Raw genomic sequence first — 16,470 nt, 5'->3', positions numbered from 1 at the left:
CTCCATGCCTCATTATTTTATCGATCGCCCGATCTTTGCCTGGGTGCTGGCGATCCTGGTGATGCTGATGGGAGGGCTGGCTATCCTGGGACTGCCGGTCAACCAGTACCCCAGCATCGCGCCGCCGGCGGTGAACATCGCCGTCAACTACCCCGGCGCATCGGCGCAGACGGTGCAGGACACCGTGGCTCAGGTTATCGAACAGCAGATGAACGGCATCGATGGCCTGCGCTACATGAAGTCCGAAAGCGGCTCCGACGGCAGCATGCGCATCACCGTTACCTTCGATCAGGGGGTGGATCCGGACATCGCCCAGGTCCAGGTACAGAACAAGCTGCAGCTGGCCACGCCCATGCTGCCGCAGGAAGTGCAGCAGCAGGGTATCCGTGTGACCAAGGCCTCCTCCAACTTCCTGATGGTCGTCGGTCTGATTTCCACCGATGGCCGCATGGGTAACGAGGACCTTTCGGACTTCATCATCTCCACCCTGCAGGACCCGATCTCCCGGACCTCCGGCGTGGGCGACTTCCAGGTGTTCGGCTCGCCCTATTCCATGCGCATCTGGCTGGACCCGGCGAAACTCAATCGCTATCAGCTGACCCCGGTGGATATCCGCAACGCCATCGCCAGTCAGAACGTGCAGGTCTCCGGCGGCCAGCTGGGTGGTGCTCCGGCGGTACCCGGTCAGCAACTCAACGCCACCATCATCGGCAAGACCCGCTTCGAAACGCCCGAACAGTTCCGCGAGATCCTGCTGAAGGTGGACAGCGATGGTTCCCAGGTGCGCCTGGGGGATGTGGCTCGGGTCGAGCTGGGCGCGCAGAACTCCGCCTTCAGGGCGCTGTATAATGGCCAGGCGGCCACGGGTATTGCGATTCAGTTGGCTACCGGTGCCAACGCGCTGGAAACCACCAAGGCGGTCAAGGAGACCATTGACAACCTGCGTCCGTTCTTCCCCGAGGGCGTGGATGTGGTCTATCCATTCGAGACGGCGCCGGTGGTATCCGAGTCGATCTCGGGGGTGGTGCATACCCTGATGGAAGCCATTGTGCTGGTGTTCCTGGTCATGTACCTGTTCCTGCAGAACTTCCGGGCCACCCTGATTCCCACTCTGGCGGTGCCGGTGGTGCTGTTGGGTACCTTTGGTGTCCTGGCGGCCTTCGGCTTCAGTATCAACATCCTGACCATGTTCGCCATGGTGCTGGCTATTGGTCTGTTGGTGGACGACGCCATCGTGGTGGTGGAGAACGTCGAGCGGGTGATGGCCGAAGAGGGGCTGTCGCCGGTGGAAGCGACCCGCAAGTCGATGACCCAGATTCAGGGCGCGCTGATCGGTATCGGTCTGGTGCTGTCGGCAGTGTTCGTGCCCATGGCCTTCTTCGGTGGCTCCACCGGGGTAATCTATCGTCAGTTCGCCATCACCATCGCCTCGGCAATGACGCTGTCGGTACTGGTCGCGCTGATCTTCACCCCGGCCCTGTGTGCCACCATCCTCAAACCCATTCCCAAGGGCCATGCCCACGAAAAGCGCGGCTTCTTCGGCTGGTTCAACCGTACCTTCGAGCGCGGGGTCGACCGCTACAAGCATGGCGTAGCCGCCGTACTGCGGCGCAAGGCGCCCTATCTGCTGCTGTACGCGGTCATCGTCGGCGGCATGGTGGTGCTGTTCGGCAAGCTGCCCGCCTCCTTCCTGCCGGATGAGGACCAGGGCGTGATGTTCGTTCAGGTCCTGGGCCCGGCAGGCTCGACCATGGAGCGGACCCAGAAGACCGTAGATGCGATGCGCGAGAAGCTGCTGACCGAAGAGGGTGACATCGTGCAGTCGGTGTTCACTGTTACCGGTTTCAGCTTTGCCGGGCGTGGCCAGAACGCAGCCATCGCCTTCGTTGGGCTCAAGCCTTGGGACGAGCGCAGCGAAGCCGGTATGAGTGTGTTCGATCTGGTGGGGCGGACCGAGCAGCTTTTCGCCGGTTTCCGTGACGCACAGGTCATGGCCTTCGCACCGCCGGCGGTGATGTCGCTGGGCAACGCCACCGGCTTCAACTTCTTCCTTCAGGACAATGCCGGCGTCGGCCACGAGGTACTCATGCAGGCGCGCAACCAGCTGCTCGGGCTGGCCGCGCAGAGCGAGGTGCTGACCGCGGTACGTCCCAACGGCCTGAACGACGAGCCGCAGTACCGACTCATCATCGATGACGAGAAGGCCCGCGTGCTGGGCGTCTCCCTGAGTGACATCAACGCGACCCAGTCCATCGCCTGGGGCTCGAGCTATGTCAATGACTTCATCGACCGCGGCCGGGTCAAGCGGGTGTACCTGCAGGGCGAGGCCGAGTCGCGGATGAATCCGGAGGACATTGACAAGTGGTTCGTGCGCAACGACCGTGGCGAGATGGTCCCCTTCAGCGCCTTTGCTACCGGCGAGTGGGTCTACGGTCCGCCGAAACTGGCTCGCTATAACGGTGTGTCCGCCATGGAGATCCAGGGTGAGGCGGCGCCGGGCTACAGTACCGGCGAGGCCATGGCCGAAATCGAGCGGCTGGCCCAGCAGCTGCCGCCGGGGGTTGGCGTGGACTGGACCGGCCTGTCCTACGAGGAACGCCTGTCCGGCGATCAGGCGCCGGCGCTGTACGCCCTGTCGCTGCTGGTGGTCTTCCTCTGTCTGGCAGCGCTGTACGAGAGCTGGTCGATTCCCTTTGCGGTGATGCTGGTGGTGCCCCTGGGGGTCATCGGTGCGCTGCTGGCGACCATGGGGCGCGGGCTGGATAACGACGTGTTCTTCCAGGTGGGCCTGCTGACGACCATCGGTCTGACGGCCAAGAACGCGATTCTCATCGTGGAGTTTGCCAAGGATCTGCACGAGCAGGGCATGTCCCGGGTCGACGCTGCGGTGGAGGCTTGCCGCATGCGCCTGCGTCCGATCATCATGACCTCGCTGGCCTTCACTCTGGGCGTGGTGCCCCTGGCCATCACCAGCGGCGCCGGCGCCGGCAGCTCCCATGCCATCGGCACCGGGGTGATCGGCGGCATGCTGACGGCTACCGTGCTGGTCATATTCTGGGTTCCGCTGTTCTACGTTCTGGTGTCCTCGCTGTTCTCGCGCCGGGATGCCCACAAAACCGAGGAGAAGGCACAGTGAAGCGTTCCCTGATCTGTCTGGCTGTGCTGGGTGCGCTCAGTGGCTGTTCCATGATTCCCGAATATCAGCGACCGGCGATGCCGGTGGCCGATGTCTGGCCCGCGGGTGAAGCCTACGGTGAGCGCAACTCGCAGACCGAATCGATGGACCTGGGCTGGCGCGAGTTCTTCCTGGATCCGGCGCTGCGCAAGCTGATCGAGGTGGCCCTGGAAAACAACCGCGACCTGCGCATAGCCGCGCTCAATGTGGAAGCCTACCGGGCGCTCTACGGTATCCAGCAGTCGGCGCTGTGGCCCTCGGCCTCGGCCGATGCCAGCGGTACCCGCAGTCGCACCCCGGAAACCCTCAGCCCGACCGGCCAGGCCAGTACCGGCGGTCAGTACTTCGCTACCCTGGGCGTGGCCTGGGAGCTGGACCTGTTCGGCCGTCTGGATGCGCTGAGCGAGCAGGCACTGCAGGAGTTCCTGGCCAGCGAAGCGGCCCGGCGCAGCGTGCAGGTCAGTCTGATTGCCGGTGTCGCCAACAGCTACTTCAACTGGCAGGCCAATCGCGAACTGCTCGATGTGACCAGTCGCACCCTGCAGGCCTACGAAGACAGCCTGGCCCTGGTGCAGCGCAGCTACGACGTCGGCGTCGCCTCCACCCTGGAACTGACCCAGGCCCGTACCGCGGTGGAAACCGCCCGGGCGGCGCTGGCCCAGTACCGCCGGCAGGTCGCCCAGGATCGCAACGCCCTGACCCAGCTGCTGGGCCAGAACGTGGCACTGGATGAGCTGGCCGGCGGCCGGCTGGATATGGACCTGCTGGCCGAACTGCCGGTGGGGCTGCCCTCGGAGCTGCTGTTCAAGCGCCCGGACATCATCGCTGCCGAGCACCAGTTGCTCGGCGCCAACGCCAGCATAGGTGCGGCCCGCGCCGCCTTCTTCCCGAGCATCGGTCTGACCGGCGCGGCGGGCTCCGCCAGCACCCAGCTGTCCGACCTGTTCGGCAGTGGCTCGGGCTACTGGAGCTTCACGCCGAGTATCAGCGTGCCGATCTTCACCGCCGGGCGCCTGAAGGCCAACCTGGACTACGCCGAGATCTCCCGGGATATCCGCGTGGCGCAGTACGAACAGGCGATCCAGGATGCCTTCCGTGATGTGGCCGATGGTCTGGCCGCCCACGAAACCTATGCCGAACAGGTGCAGGCCCAGCGCAACCTGCTGCAGGTGAGCGAGGAGTACTATGCCGTTGCCGAACGCCGCTATCGCACCGGCGTGGACAGTCACCTGACGCTGCTCGACGCCCAGCGTCAGCTGCTGTCTGCGCAGCAGCAGTGGGTCAATGACCGGCGCAATCAGCTGATCAGTGAAGTGAACCTGTACAAGGCGCTGGGTGGCGGTTGGCAGGTACATGACGCAGCGGCCGCTTCGGCTGAGCCTGAGGCCTGAAGCAGTAGCGGTTCGCCTCCAGTACGACCTGGCGGAGGACCAGCCACGAGCTTGCTGGTCAAACGGATTCCGATAAAAAAATGGCCCGCTCAGAGAGCGGGCCCAAATCCGTGATTAGCCTGATGAGGAGATAACCGTCCGTCTTGCGACTTTCCGTTACCCAAGCCATCTCTCGATGACTTGCTGCCAATAATAATGTTTCTCATTTGCATGTCAAGAACATTATTCAGATTCAGTGGGCGACCAGTTGCTTGTAGTGGGTCAGCTCCCGGTTCATCAGGTCGATGCGGCGTGCCATGCTCTCGATCAGGCTGTGGGCAATGCGGGGATTGCTTTGCATCAGGGCCAGGAACTGCTCCTTGGGAATCATCATCACCGTGGTCGGCGTGCTGGCGATAACGGTGGCCGAACGCTTCTCCCGGGTGAAAAGCGCCATGGCGCCGAAGATCTCGTCACGTTGTACATCCCCGACCTTGATGCCGCCCACGAAGGCTTCGGCGTGTCCTTCGGTAATGATGAACACATGATCCGCCTCGTCCCCCTCACGGATCAGCTCGGCGCCGGCGGGGAAGTGCTGGAAGCCGGTGACCGGACGGACTTCGGCCGGCTTGCTGCGCGCCAGGGCATCTGACATCAGGGCCGCCTGACCCAGAATATACTGGGTGAACAGCTCCTGACGCCGGTTGCTGGCATGGATATGACGGAACAGCGACTCGCGGTCATAGGGCACCAGCACCAGCGGCTCCTCGCTGCGATAGGTGCAGGGCGCCGCATTGAGACCCTGGCGCAGGCCGATCAGGTCCCCTTCCTGTATGTAGAACAGGGGCTTGCCATCGATCAGCGCGTGCAGCAGACCGCTGCGCAGCAGGTAGAGATTGCGATTGCTGATGACCTGATAGAGGTCTTCCACTGCGTCCAGTGCCATGGGCTCGGCGCAGGGCTCCAGTCCATCGAGCAGCTGCGTGGGAATGCCCTGCAGTGTGCTGATCAGCTTGGCTGCATAGGGTGGTTGGTCGCCGATGAGATACATAACGAGTTCCTTAATCCTGATCCTTGGCTAGCGATACCATACTGCAAATGTTTCCGCTTCCGCCAACGCAAAAGCGCGCAGGCGTTGGCAAAAACCGAACATGAAGTGCCCCTACCGGGTCAGGGGTGTTGCTGCTGCTCGAGTTCGTCGAGCAGCTGCTGCTTGTATGCGGGATCCAGCCGGTTCCAGTGCACATCCTGAAGGGCGCCGGCGATGGCGAACAGCAGGGTGCGCGAGGCGCGGAACCCGCGGGCACGAACGGCGCAGTAGGCTGCCACGGGCCCGCGGCGGCGCAGCTCTGCGGCGTCATGGATGCCGGTGGCGCGCAGCCACTGGACCGAGGTCTTGCCCAGATTGCGCAGCGTGATGAGATCAGTGTCGGTCATGTGCGCCTCCCTGCAACGACAGGAGTGACATGCGTGGATATGCGGACGGGCCGACCGCAGCGGTCGGACGGCGTTGAAGTCTTGGCATGGTCGGGCTTCTTCTTTTTATAGGTTCCCGACAGCCAGTCTAGTTGGGGGTGGCCGGTCCGTACAGCCGGCCGCCGGCGTCAGAGCTGGTGACGCAGCCGTTCTGTGAGCTGGTCGATACTGTCGGGCCTGTCGGTGGCCACGGTCAGGGTAATCTGGCGCTCCTCCTCACTCAGGGGCTCGAGCTGCTGCAGCTGCTGATGCACCACGTGGATATCCGCATCGGAGGGGTCGGCGCCCTTGCGCTGGCGTTCGTTGAGCCAGATCTCGATGGTGTCCAGCGGAGCAGTGCAATGCAGAATGATGCAGGGAACGCCCTGATCTTCAATGGCCTGGCGTGACAGCTGGCGCTGGTGACGGCGCAGGTGAGTGGCATCGATGATCACGGGGTAGCCGGCGGCCAGAACCTGCCCGGCCAGCTGGGCCAGGCGGGCGTAGGTCTGCTCGCTCATCTGCGCGCCGTAGAGCGTGGTCTGCTCGCCACTGGTGCTGGCCTGACGGAACAGGCGCTTGCGCTCGACATCCGAGCGTATGCGAATCATCCCGAAACGGGCGACCAGCTCCGCACCTATGCTGCTCTTGCCGGAGCCGGATACCCCGTGGGTAAGCACGCCGAAGCGGGTAGGGATGCCGGTGTAGCTTTCGGCCAGGGCAATGTAGCTCTGGTAGCGCGCCAGTATCTGCTCGCGTTCCTGGGCGCTGGTGTTGGGTCCCAGATTGAACAGCGCGACCTTGGCACGGACCATGGCCCGGTAGGCCTTGTAGTAGTCGAGCACCATCAGGCCGGCATAATCGCCGGTGCTCTCGAGCCAGGCATTGACGAAGCGTTGGGAGAGATCCTTCAGGCCGCGGTCTTCCAGGTCCATGGCCATGAAGGCGACATCGGCCATGATATCGGTCCAGCGGAAGGCGTCATTGAACTCTATGCAGTCGAACAGGGTCACTTGTCCGTCGATCAGGGTGACGTTGTCGAGATAGATATCACCATGACATTCGCGGATCAGTCCGTCGGCTTTCCGCTGCTTCAGTTGGGGAATCAGCCGTTGGAAGGTAGTATGCGCCCAGTGCTCGAGCTGTTCGAGCTGCTGCAGGTCATCCGCATCGCTGAGCATGGCCCGGATCTGTTCGAAGTTCTGTGCCACGGGAGCGTGCACCTGCTCCGGTTCACCCCAGGGCGTGCCCGCTGCAGCCACATCAATGCGCTGATGAAAGGTGGCCAGCGTGGCGGCCAGGTCGTCGATATGCTGGCTGGTGAGACCGCCGGCGCGCTGCAGGTTGCTGAGCAGGTCCTGCTGGCGGAACTGCCGGGTCTTGACCATGTATTCGATAATCGGGCCGTCGCCGTCAAGACGGGGCTGATCTTCGCTGCCGCGGATGGCGATCACGTCGAGATAGAGGTCCGGCGCCAGCCGCCGATTCAGGCGCAGCTCCTCGGCACAGTAATGGGCCCGCTGGTCCAGAGTGGAAAAGTCGAGAAAGCCGAAATTGACCGGTTTCTTGATCTTGTAAACGAATTCGCCGGTCAGCAGAACCCAGGAGATATGGGTTTCCATCAGCGTGAAACCGCTGACAGGATGATCGTACAGCGCTGGGTTTTGCAGCGCATTCAGCAGTGTCTGGCTCACATCGGATCCTGTAGTGTACGGGCAATCCGGGCATTATGAAGGCTGGCCGCGGCAAGGCCAACCGTTGTTGCGCCCATCCTAGGCTGGGCGTTGTTTCCCGAGAAATGGGGTAGACAGGGAATTATGGGTAGAAAACGCAGTAAAAGGCCGGCCCGCAAGGTCGGATTCTGGCGGCGCTGGTCGGGCCTGCTGTGGAAGCTCGCACTGGTGGGTGTTGTGGCGCTGGCGGGGCTTGTCATCTATCTGGATGCGGTCATCCAGGAGAAGTTCTCAGGCAAGCGCTGGGCAGTGCCGGCCAAGGTATTTGCACGGCCGCTGGAGCTCTACGCGGGCCAGCAACTGACCCGTGACGATTTCGTTACGGAGCTGACCGCGCTGGGCTATCGACGGGTCAACGCCGTCGCCCAGCCTGGCCAGATGTCGGTGGCCAGCGGGCGGGTGGATGTGTACACCCGGGGCTTCCAGTCATTCGAGGGATCCGAACCGGCGCAGCGCATCAGCGTACGCTTCGATGGCAAGCAGATCGCGGGACTGTCGGGCAACGGCGACGTGGTCATGGCTCGGATCGAGCCGTTGATGATAGGTGGCATCTACCCGGCCCATAACGAGGACCGCATCCTGGTTCGCCTGGACCAGGCGCCGCCCTACCTGATCGAAGCGCTGGTGGCGGTGGAGGATCGCGAGTACTTCCAGCATTTCGGTGTCTCGCCCAAGGGCATCGCCCGGGCTGCCTGGGTCAACCTGACCGCCGGTGGGGTGGTGCAGGGCGGCAGTACCCTGACCCAGCAGCTGGTGAAGAACTTCTTCCTGACCAACGAGCGCAGCCTGATCCGCAAGGGTAACGAGGCGATCATGGCTGTGCTTCTGGAGGTGCATTATTCCAAGGAGGAGATCCTCGAAGCCTATCTCAACGAGGTATTCCTCGGTCAGGACGGACGTCGCGCGGTGCACGGCTTCGGCTTGGCCAGTCAGTACTATTTCGCCCAGCCGCTGCACGAGCTGCAGCTGCACCAGGTGGCGCTGCTGGTCGGCATGGTCAAGGGACCCTCGCTGTACAACCCGCGGCGCCAGCCGGAGCGGGCCAAGAAGCGTCGTGATCTGGTCCTCCAGATGCTCGAAGAGCAGGGCGTGATCACCGCCGAGCAGTCGGCCGCTGCCATCGCGCAACCCCTGGACGTCACCGTGCGCGGCAGTCTGGCGGACAGCAGCTATCCGGCCTTCATGGATCTGGTCAAGCGGCAGCTGCGCGAGGACTACAAGGACGAAGACCTGACCAGTGAGGGGCTGCGCATCTTCACCAGTTTCGATCCGCTGCTGCAGATGAAGGCGGAGAAGGCCATTGCCGACTCGCTGAAAGGGCTGGGTGACCGCGGCAACGAGATGGAGGCCGCCATGGTCGTTACCGGCGCCCAGACCGGGGAGATCCTGGCGCTGGTCGGCGGTCGCAACCCGCGCTTCTCCGGCTTCAACCGGGCGCTGGATGCCTCGCGGCCGATCGGTTCGCTGGTCAAGCCGGCGGTGTATCTGACGGCTCTGGAGCAGCCGCAGCGCTATTCGCTGATCACCCCGGTGGAGGATGCGCCCATTACCCTGGATGCCGAACCCGGCAAGACCTGGTCGCCGCAGAACTACAGTCGTCAGAGCTACGGCATAGTGCCGCTGCACCAGGCGCTGGCCCAGTCCTACAACCAGGCCACGGTGCGAGTGGGCGTGGATGTGGGCGTCGACCGGGTGCTCAACACCATCGAACGCATGGGCGTACGCCATGGCTGGCCGGCCTATCCGGCCATGCTGCTGGGCTCGGGGGCAATGACGCCGCTGCAGGTGACCGACATGTACCAGACCATGGCCAATGGTGGTTTCAATACACCCCTGCGGGCGATCCGCAACGTGTTGACCGCTGACGGCGAGCAACTGCGGCGCTATCCGTTCGAGGTCGAACAGCGTTTCGATTCGGCGACCATCTTCCTCATGCAGGAAGCCCTGAGTCGGGTAATGACAGACGGTACCGGGCGCTCGGCCTATAATCAGATTCCGTCCAGCATCCGCCTGGCGGGCAAGACGGGCACCACCAATGACCTGCGTGACAGCTGGTTTGCCGGCTTCTCGGATGATCTGGTGGCTGTAGCCTGGCTTGGTCGGGACGACAACGGCCAGACCCGACTGACCGGGGCCACCGGTGCGCTGCGGGTGTGGACGGCGTTCATGGCCCAGGCCAATCCGCGCAGTCTGTCCAACGCGCCACCCGAGGGCGTGGTCTATGCCTGGGTCAACCGGTTGACCGGGGAAGGCAGCGATCCGAGCTGCCCGGATACGGTGCAGGTGCCCTTCCGCGCCGGCTATGAGCCGCTGCCGGGACCCGGATGCCAGCCGTTGATCGATACGGCACCGGTACGTGAGGGAGCTGGACGGGTAATGGATGTCATCCGTGGATGGCTGCAATGAACATGAGGAATGAGACTATGGGTTTCAAGCAAGTTGGTCTGCTGTTCGGCTGTGTGATGCTGGTGGCCGGTTGTGCCGGCACCGGTGGTTATGCGCCGGTGGTGGACTCCGGGCGGCCGGTCTCCAATGAGGATATGCAGACGGGGGCAGGGGGACGTGGTCAGGGCCAGCCCGCCATAGTCCAGCCCAGTCCGCAGCAGGACGATGGCGGTGTGATCGTCATGGTGCCGGACGGCATGGGGGGTTCCAGCGCCGTACAATCCTACCCCCTCGACAGCTCGCCGGTCAGCAGTCAGCCCCAGGGCAGTCAGTCGGCACCGAGCAGCGGGTCATCCGGCGGAACTCTGCAGGATGACGAGAATCTTTCCGGCCCGGTGCTGGCATTGCTGACCTCGGCACGGCAGCAGGAAACCAGTGGCGATCTGGGTAGCGCCTCGGCCAGCCTCGAACGCGCCCTGCGCATCGCTCCCCGCGAGCCGCAGGTGCTCTACCGTCTGGCACAGGTGCGGCTTGAGCAGGGCGATGCGGCGCAGGCCGAGCAGCTGGCCCGTCGTGGCCTGTCCTATGCTGCTGGTCGGCCGACCCTGCAAGCCGGCCTCTGGGAGCTGGTGGCCCAGGCCCGCGAGCGCCAGGGCGATGCAGCCGGTGCCGCCGAAGCCCGTCAGCGCGCGCGGGTCGCGCTCTGATGCAGGCCTGGCATGAGCTGGCCGACGAGCTTCTGCTGCTGCAGCGGGAACTGCAGCAGCTCGGGCTCTGGTCGCTGCAGGCACCGAGCGCAGCTGCACTGGCCAGCCGTGAACCTTTCTGTGTTGATACCCTGGCCTTCGAGCAGTGGCTGCAGTGGGTCTTCATTCCCCGCATGGCGCAGATCGTGGAGCAGGGGCAGGGCATGCCCGGTGGTTGCAGCATTCAGCCGATGGGTGAAGAGGCCTTCGCCCATCTCGGCCGCCAGGCCGGTGATCTGCTGCTGATCCTCGGCCGTATCGACAGGGTTGCGACGCGGCTGGCCGTTCAGCCCTGATCCTTGCAGTGCTGCTCCAGGTTCGCCTGGGTGTCGGCGATCAGTCGCTGGCGTTCATCCTCCCCGATCCGCTCCACCTCACCGTCGGCATTGGTGCGTCTGAGCCTGGGGTTGTCCTGCAGGGTCTTCAGGTCCGTCCGCAGCTGCTGGCAATAGGTACGCAGCTGTTCGGCCCGGGCCTGTTCCTGCTGCCGTTGCTGGGCCTGTGCCTCTGTCTGGGCGGGGTCAACCGTTGCTGGCGCAGCCGGTTCGCGCAGCTCACCGCCGATCGGGGCGGGGGCGCGGATATCCCGCTGCTGGTAGGGGGTATTGGCCGGCGGCAGCTGGCTGAACTGCACTCTCCCTTGTGCATCCGTCCACTGGTAGATCTGCTGGCCCGCGGCGCTGGTGCAGAACAGCGCCAGAGCCATGAGTGTCATCGACTTTCGCATGTGTTCCCATCCCTGTATTGAGCATCGAAGTAAGGCTACTATAGCCAATTGCCGAAACCGGGGTATATGGCAATGTCCGGGTCGTGCAGGAAGCTGCGGCTTTCGTCTCAAGTTGACTTGACTTGACGGTCTCGAATGTAAACAATTCGAGGTTCTCATGAGCATGCTGTGATCGGGGCCTACTCGGCCGCCGGGGCAGTCTGCTTTGTTGCTCAATCCGGGAGGCGACGATCCTCATGCTCCCGGCCTGGCCCCGTACGCGTTACCTCGCGCTGGGTGAGACGCTCCCGCTACCTGCGGTCGGGCAGTCTCCATTGCACGCAGTCAAGCTGTTGCATGACAACCACCGTTGCCAATGCACTGCCGAGCAGTAAACAGGTATCCTGCCGCTCGCCCGTGGGTGAACGGTATGCTAGAGGTGATTCAAAAGTGGAACTTTTATCCGGCGCTGAGATGGTCGTCCGCTCCTTGCGTGACGAAGGTGTTAAGTTTATTTACGGGTACCCCGGCGGTGCCCTGCTGCACGTGTATGACGCGATTTTCCGTCAGGACGACGTGACCCACGTTCTGGTGCGCCATGAGCAGGCGGCGGCCCACATGGCCGACGGCTATGCCCGGGCCACCGGCAAGCCGGGCGTGGTGCTGGTGACTTCGGGTCCCGGCGCAACCAATACCATTACCGGTATCGCTACCGCGTACATGGACTCCATCCCCATGGTGATCATTTCCGGACAGGTGGCCAGTCACCTGGTCGGTACCGATGCGTTCCAGGAAACCGACATGGTCGGTATTTCCCGCCCGATCGTGAAGCACAGCTTCATCGTCAAGGATCCGCGCGAGATTCCGGAGATCATCAAGAAGGCCTTCTATCTGGCACAGACCGGTCGTCCCGGCCCTGTGGTCATCGATATTCCCAAGGACATGACCAATCCGGCGGAGAAGTTCGAGTACAGCTACCCGAAGAAGGTCAAGCTGCGCTCCTACAATCCGGCCGTGCGCGGCCATTCCGGACAGATCCGCAAGGCCCTGGACCTGCTGGTCGAGGCGCGCCGCCCGATCGTCTACTCCGGTGGTGGTGTGATCATGGGTGGTGCTGCTCGTCAGCTTACCGACCTGTGCAAGGAGCTGGGTGTACCGGTCACCAATACCCTGATGGGTCTGGGCGGCTTTCCCGGCACCGATCGCCAGTTCCTCGGCATGCTCGGCATGCACGGCAGCTATACCGCGAACGTCGCCATGCACCATGCGGATGTGGTGATGTGTGTCGGTGCGCGCTTCGATGACCGGGTAATCAACGGTGCATCCAAGTTCTGCCCGAACGCCAAGATCATCCATATCGACATCGACCCGGCCTCGATCTCCAAGACCATCAAGGCAGACATTCCGATCGTCGGTCCGGTCGACAGCGTCCTCAACGAGATGCTGACCATGACCCGTGAGCACAAGCTCAAGCCCAAGGCTGAGGTGCTGGCTGCCTGGTGGAAGCAGATCGATGAGTGGCGCGGTGACGGCAAGCTGTTCCCCTATGACCAGGGTGATGGCAGTGTCATCAAGCCGCAGACCGTGATCGAAACCCTGTGGGACGTGACCCGGGGCGATGCCTATGTCACCTCCGACGTGGGTCAGCACCAGATGTTCGCGGCCCAGTACTATCCGTTCGACAAGCCCAATCGCTGGATCAACTCCGGTGGCCTGGGCACCATGGGCTTCGGTCTGCCGGCGGCCATGGGCATCCAGCTGCATCATCCGGACGCCGCCGTGGCCTGTGTCACCGGCGAGGGCAGTATCCAGATGAACATCCAGGAGCTGTCGACCTGCCTGCAGTACGACCTGCCGGTGAAGATCATCACCCTGAACAACCAGGCCCTGGGCATGGTTCGCCAGTGGCAGGACATGCAGTACAACAGCCGTTACTCGCATTCGTACATGGAGTCGCTGCCCGACTTCATCAAGCTGACCGAGGCCTATGGCCACGTCGGCATGCGCGTGGAGAAGCTGGAAGACCTGAAGCCGGCGATGGAAGAGGCCTTTGCCCAGACCAAGCGACTGGTATTCATGGATATCCGCGTGGACAACACCGAGCACGTCTACCCGATGCAGATTGCCGGCGGATCAATGCGTGACATGTGGCTGAGCAAGACGGAGCGTACCTGATCATGAGACACATCATTTCCGTACTGCTGGAGAACGAGCCCGGTGCGCTGTCCCGTGTGGTCGGTCTGTTTTCCCAGCGCAACTACAACATCGAAACCCTCACCGTGGCTGCCACCGAGGACCCGACCCTGTCGCGTCTGACGCTGACCACCATCGGCCAGGAAGAGGTCATCGAGCAGATCACCAAGAACCTCAACAAGCTGATCGAGGTGGTGAAGCTGGTCAATCTGTCTGAAGGCGCGCACATCGAGCGCGAACTGATGCTGGTCAAGATCAAGGCCACCGGCGCCCAGCGCGCCGAGGTCAAGCGCACGACCGACATCTTCCGCGGCCAGATTGTGGATGTCACCAGCAGTGTGTATACGGTCCAGCTTACAGGGACGTCTGATAAACTGGACAGCTTCATCGAAGCGGTTGGCCCGGCGTCGGTCCTGGAAGTCGTGCGCACCGGTGTATCCGGCATTGCGCGCGGTGAAAAGGTTCTGAGCATCTGAATAAATGAGAGCGGCCGTACAACGGCCGCATAGCAAGGGGATTTACATGCAAGTTTATTACGACAAAGACTGTGATCTGAGCATCATCCAGAGCAAGAAAGTGGCCATCATCGGCTACGGCTCCCAGGGTCACGCCCACGCCTGCAACCTGAAGGATTCCGGTGTCGACGTAACCGTGGGCCTGCGCCCGGGTTCCTCCTCCATCGCCAAGGCTGAAGCCCATGGTCTGAAGGTCACCGACGTGCCCGCCGCTGTGGCTGCCGCCGACGTGGTCATGATCCTGACTCCTGACGAGTTCCAGGCTCAGCTGTACAAGCAGGAGATCGAGCCGAACCTGAAGCAGGGTGCCACCCTGGCCTTCGCCCACGGTTTTGCCATCCACTACAACCAGATCGTGCCGCGCAAGGATCTGGACGTGATCATGGTTGCTCCCAAGGCGCCCGGCCACACCGTGCGTTCCGAGTTCGTCAAGGGCGGCGGTATTCCCGATCTGATCGCCATCTACCAGGACGCTTCCGGTAACGCCAAGAACGTTGCCCTGTCCTACGCCAGCGGCGTTGGCGGCGGCCGTACCGGCATCATCGAAACCACCTTCAAGGACGAGACCGAAACCGACCTGTTCGGTGAGCAGGCTGTTCTCTGTGGTGGCGCGGTGGAGCTGGTCAAGGCCGGTTTCGAAGTACTGACCGAAGCCGGCTACGCGCCGGAAATGGCCTACTTCGAGTGTCTGCACGAGCTGAAGCTGATCGTCGACCTGATGTACGAGGGCGGCATCGCCAACATGAACTACTCCATCTCCAACAATGCGGAGTACGGTGAGTACGTGACTGGCCCCGAGGTGATCAACGACGAGTCCCGTGCTGCCATGCGCAACGCTCTGAAGCGCATCCAGTCCGGCGAATACGCCAAGATGTTCATCGCCGAAGGCTCCCTGGGCTACCCGTCCATGACCGCTGCCCGTCGCAACAACGCTGCTCACCCGATCGAGCAGGTTGGTGAGAAGCTGCGCGCCATGATGCCCTGGATTGCATCCAACAAGATCGTGGACAAGACCAAGAACTGATTCCGGTTCGGGGTAGGAAAAACGCGGCTTCGGCCGCGTTTTTTTATGGCCCGGCCCATGAGGGCTGGCTATCCGGCGGCCAAGTTTGCGACACTGCATGCTCAGTTTGCATGTTCAAGGTTCCAAACATGAAAGACGATCTGCAACAGGACAACGGTTTCGAGGCTGAAGGTCCCCACACGCTGCTCCCCATTGACGAGCATATCGAGGAGGTGCCCGGCCCAGATGGCAAGAAGGTGCGCCACCGCGGCATCTACCTGCTGCCCAACCTGTTCACCACCGCTGCACTGTTCTCCGGCTTCTACGCCATTGTCAGCGCCATGAATGGCAACTTCTCCCATGCGGCCATCGCCATTTTCGTGGCCATGGTACTGGACGGTCTGGACGGTCGCGTCGCGCGGCTGACCAATACCCAGAGTGCCTTCGGCGCCGAATACGATTCGCTGTCGGACATGGTCGCCTTCGGTGTGGCGCCGGCGCTGGTCGCCTTTACCTGGGCGCTGGATGGCATGGGCAAGGTCGGCTGGATCTTCGCGTTCATCTACGTGGCGGGAGCGGCCCTGCGTCTGGCTCGTTTCAATACCCATATAGGGTCGGCCGACAAACGCTACTTCACCGGGTTGGCCAGCCCGTCCGCCGCCGGCCTGGTCGCGGGTATGGTGTGGTCGCTCAGCGATTTCGGTATCGAAGGGCAGGATATCGCCTGGCTGGTGGGCATCCTCACCGCTCTGGGCGGTCTGTTGATGGTCAGTAACGTGCGCTATTACAGTTTCAAGGATCTGGATATGCGCGGGCGCGTGCCTTTCTTCGTGATCCTGCTGGTGGTGCTGATCTTTGCGGTGATCTCCACCGATCCGTCGCGCATCCTGTGGCTGATCTTCATTGCCTATAGCGTCTCCGGCCCGGTTCAGGCGCTCTGGCGCTGGCGGGGCAAACGGCGTCGGGCAGACGAAATCGAGCCGGCTGAATAAAAGGGCTTGACGAGGCGGCGAATGGGTCTATAATTCGCCACCTCATCGCCGCGGCGGCCGGTTCAATCCCGTCACCGAGGCAGTGAAAAAGGTTTTGCGGAAGGCGTTGACAAGGGGTTCTGATCCTGTAGAATGCGCCTCCCTGAAACGGCAAGCGAGCAGCTTCCGGGTCGATCGCCAGGCGGTTTCGAGGCAAA

The 16,470-nt window shown here is 62.8% G+C and carries 13 protein-coding genes; 9 read left to right on the top strand and 4 right to left on the bottom strand.

Annotation, left to right across the window (positions count from 1 at the left end; all coding sequences use genetic code 11):
- Positions 1-4 precede the first annotated feature (4 nt).
- Complete coding sequence (locus tag VF673_RS10855) at positions 5-3,136, top strand: efflux RND transporter permease subunit (RefSeq protein WP_440291946.1); 3,132 nt, start codon at positions 5-7, stop codon at positions 3,134-3,136.
- Positions 3,133-4,566, top strand: coding sequence for an efflux transporter outer membrane subunit (locus tag VF673_RS10850; protein ID WP_320332073.1), 1,434 nt, complete (start codon positions 3,133-3,135; stop codon positions 4,564-4,566). Before VF673_RS10855 ends, VF673_RS10850 begins: the two co-directional genes overlap by 4 nt.
- Positions 4,567-4,798: 232 nt before the next feature.
- On the opposite strand, the gene VF673_RS10845 is transcribed toward VF673_RS10850, so the two are convergent.
- From VF673_RS10845 to VF673_RS10835, 3 genes are all read right to left on the bottom strand, one after another.
- Complete coding sequence (locus VF673_RS10845) at positions 4,799-5,596, bottom strand: cyclic nucleotide-binding domain-containing protein (protein WP_090539795.1); 798 nt, start codon at positions 5,594-5,596, stop codon at positions 4,799-4,801.
- Between the two features lie 119 nt (positions 5,597-5,715).
- The gene (locus VF673_RS10840) at positions 5,716-5,982 is read right to left on the bottom strand and encodes a TfoX/Sxy family protein (protein WP_440291945.1); all 267 of its coding nucleotides are present in this window, start codon (positions 5,980-5,982) and stop codon (positions 5,716-5,718) included.
- Between the two features lie 167 nt (positions 5,983-6,149).
- Positions 6,150-7,694 (bottom strand): AAA family ATPase, encoded by a 1,545-nt coding sequence (locus VF673_RS10835; RefSeq protein WP_440291944.1) that lies wholly within the window; start codon positions 7,692-7,694, stop codon positions 6,150-6,152.
- Between the two features lie 123 nt (positions 7,695-7,817).
- Here VF673_RS10835 and mrcB point away from each other — a divergent pair, with 123 nt between their 5' ends.
- The 3 genes from mrcB to VF673_RS10820 are packed head-to-tail and all read left to right on the top strand — an operon-like array spanning position 7,818 to position 11,160.
- Positions 7,818-10,139 (top strand): penicillin-binding protein 1B, encoded by a 2,322-nt coding sequence (gene mrcB / locus VF673_RS10830; protein ID WP_440291943.1) that lies wholly within the window; start codon positions 7,818-7,820, stop codon positions 10,137-10,139.
- Positions 10,140-10,156: 17 nt separating this feature from the next.
- Complete coding sequence (locus VF673_RS10825) at positions 10,157-10,825, top strand: tetratricopeptide repeat protein (protein ID WP_440291942.1); 669 nt, start codon at positions 10,157-10,159, stop codon at positions 10,823-10,825.
- Positions 10,825-11,160: a YqcC family protein gene (locus VF673_RS10820; RefSeq protein WP_407046254.1), complete on the top strand. Its 336-nt coding sequence runs from the start codon at positions 10,825-10,827 to the stop codon at positions 11,158-11,160. The genes VF673_RS10825 and VF673_RS10820 overlap by 1 nt, the downstream gene beginning before the upstream one ends.
- On the opposite strand, the gene VF673_RS10815 is transcribed toward VF673_RS10820, so the two are convergent.
- Positions 11,151-11,591: a DUF4124 domain-containing protein gene (locus tag VF673_RS10815; RefSeq protein WP_177197854.1), complete on the bottom strand. Its 441-nt coding sequence runs from the start codon at positions 11,589-11,591 to the stop codon at positions 11,151-11,153. The genes VF673_RS10820 and VF673_RS10815 overlap by 10 nt on opposite strands.
- A gap of 429 nt (positions 11,592-12,020) precedes the next feature.
- On the opposite strand from VF673_RS10815, the gene VF673_RS10810 reads away from it, so the two are divergent.
- The 4 genes from VF673_RS10810 to pssA all read left to right on the top strand — a co-directional run bounded on the left by VF673_RS10810 (position 12,021) and on the right by pssA (position 16,273).
- The gene (locus VF673_RS10810) at positions 12,021-13,745 is read left to right on the top strand and encodes an acetolactate synthase 3 large subunit (RefSeq protein WP_273125265.1); all 1,725 of its coding nucleotides are present in this window, start codon (positions 12,021-12,023) and stop codon (positions 13,743-13,745) included.
- Positions 13,746-13,747: 2 nt separating this feature from the next.
- Positions 13,748-14,239: an acetolactate synthase small subunit gene (ilvN, locus tag VF673_RS10805; protein WP_273125264.1), complete on the top strand. Its 492-nt coding sequence runs from the start codon at positions 13,748-13,750 to the stop codon at positions 14,237-14,239.
- Between the two features lie 46 nt (positions 14,240-14,285).
- Positions 14,286-15,302, top strand: coding sequence for a ketol-acid reductoisomerase (gene ilvC, locus VF673_RS10800; protein ID WP_090539813.1), 1,017 nt, complete (start codon positions 14,286-14,288; stop codon positions 15,300-15,302).
- 128 nt (positions 15,303-15,430) lie between these two features.
- The gene (pssA, locus tag VF673_RS10795) at positions 15,431-16,273 is read left to right on the top strand and encodes a CDP-diacylglycerol--serine O-phosphatidyltransferase (RefSeq protein WP_273125262.1); all 843 of its coding nucleotides are present in this window, start codon (positions 15,431-15,433) and stop codon (positions 16,271-16,273) included.
- Positions 16,274-16,470: the final 197 nt, after the last annotated feature.

The organism is Halopseudomonas sp. Lyrl_26 (assembly GCF_051948695.1).
Classification (GTDB): Bacteria; Pseudomonadota; Gammaproteobacteria; order Pseudomonadales; family Pseudomonadaceae; genus Halopseudomonas; species Halopseudomonas formosensis.
This window is presented reverse-complemented; position numbering and strand designations above follow the sequence as displayed.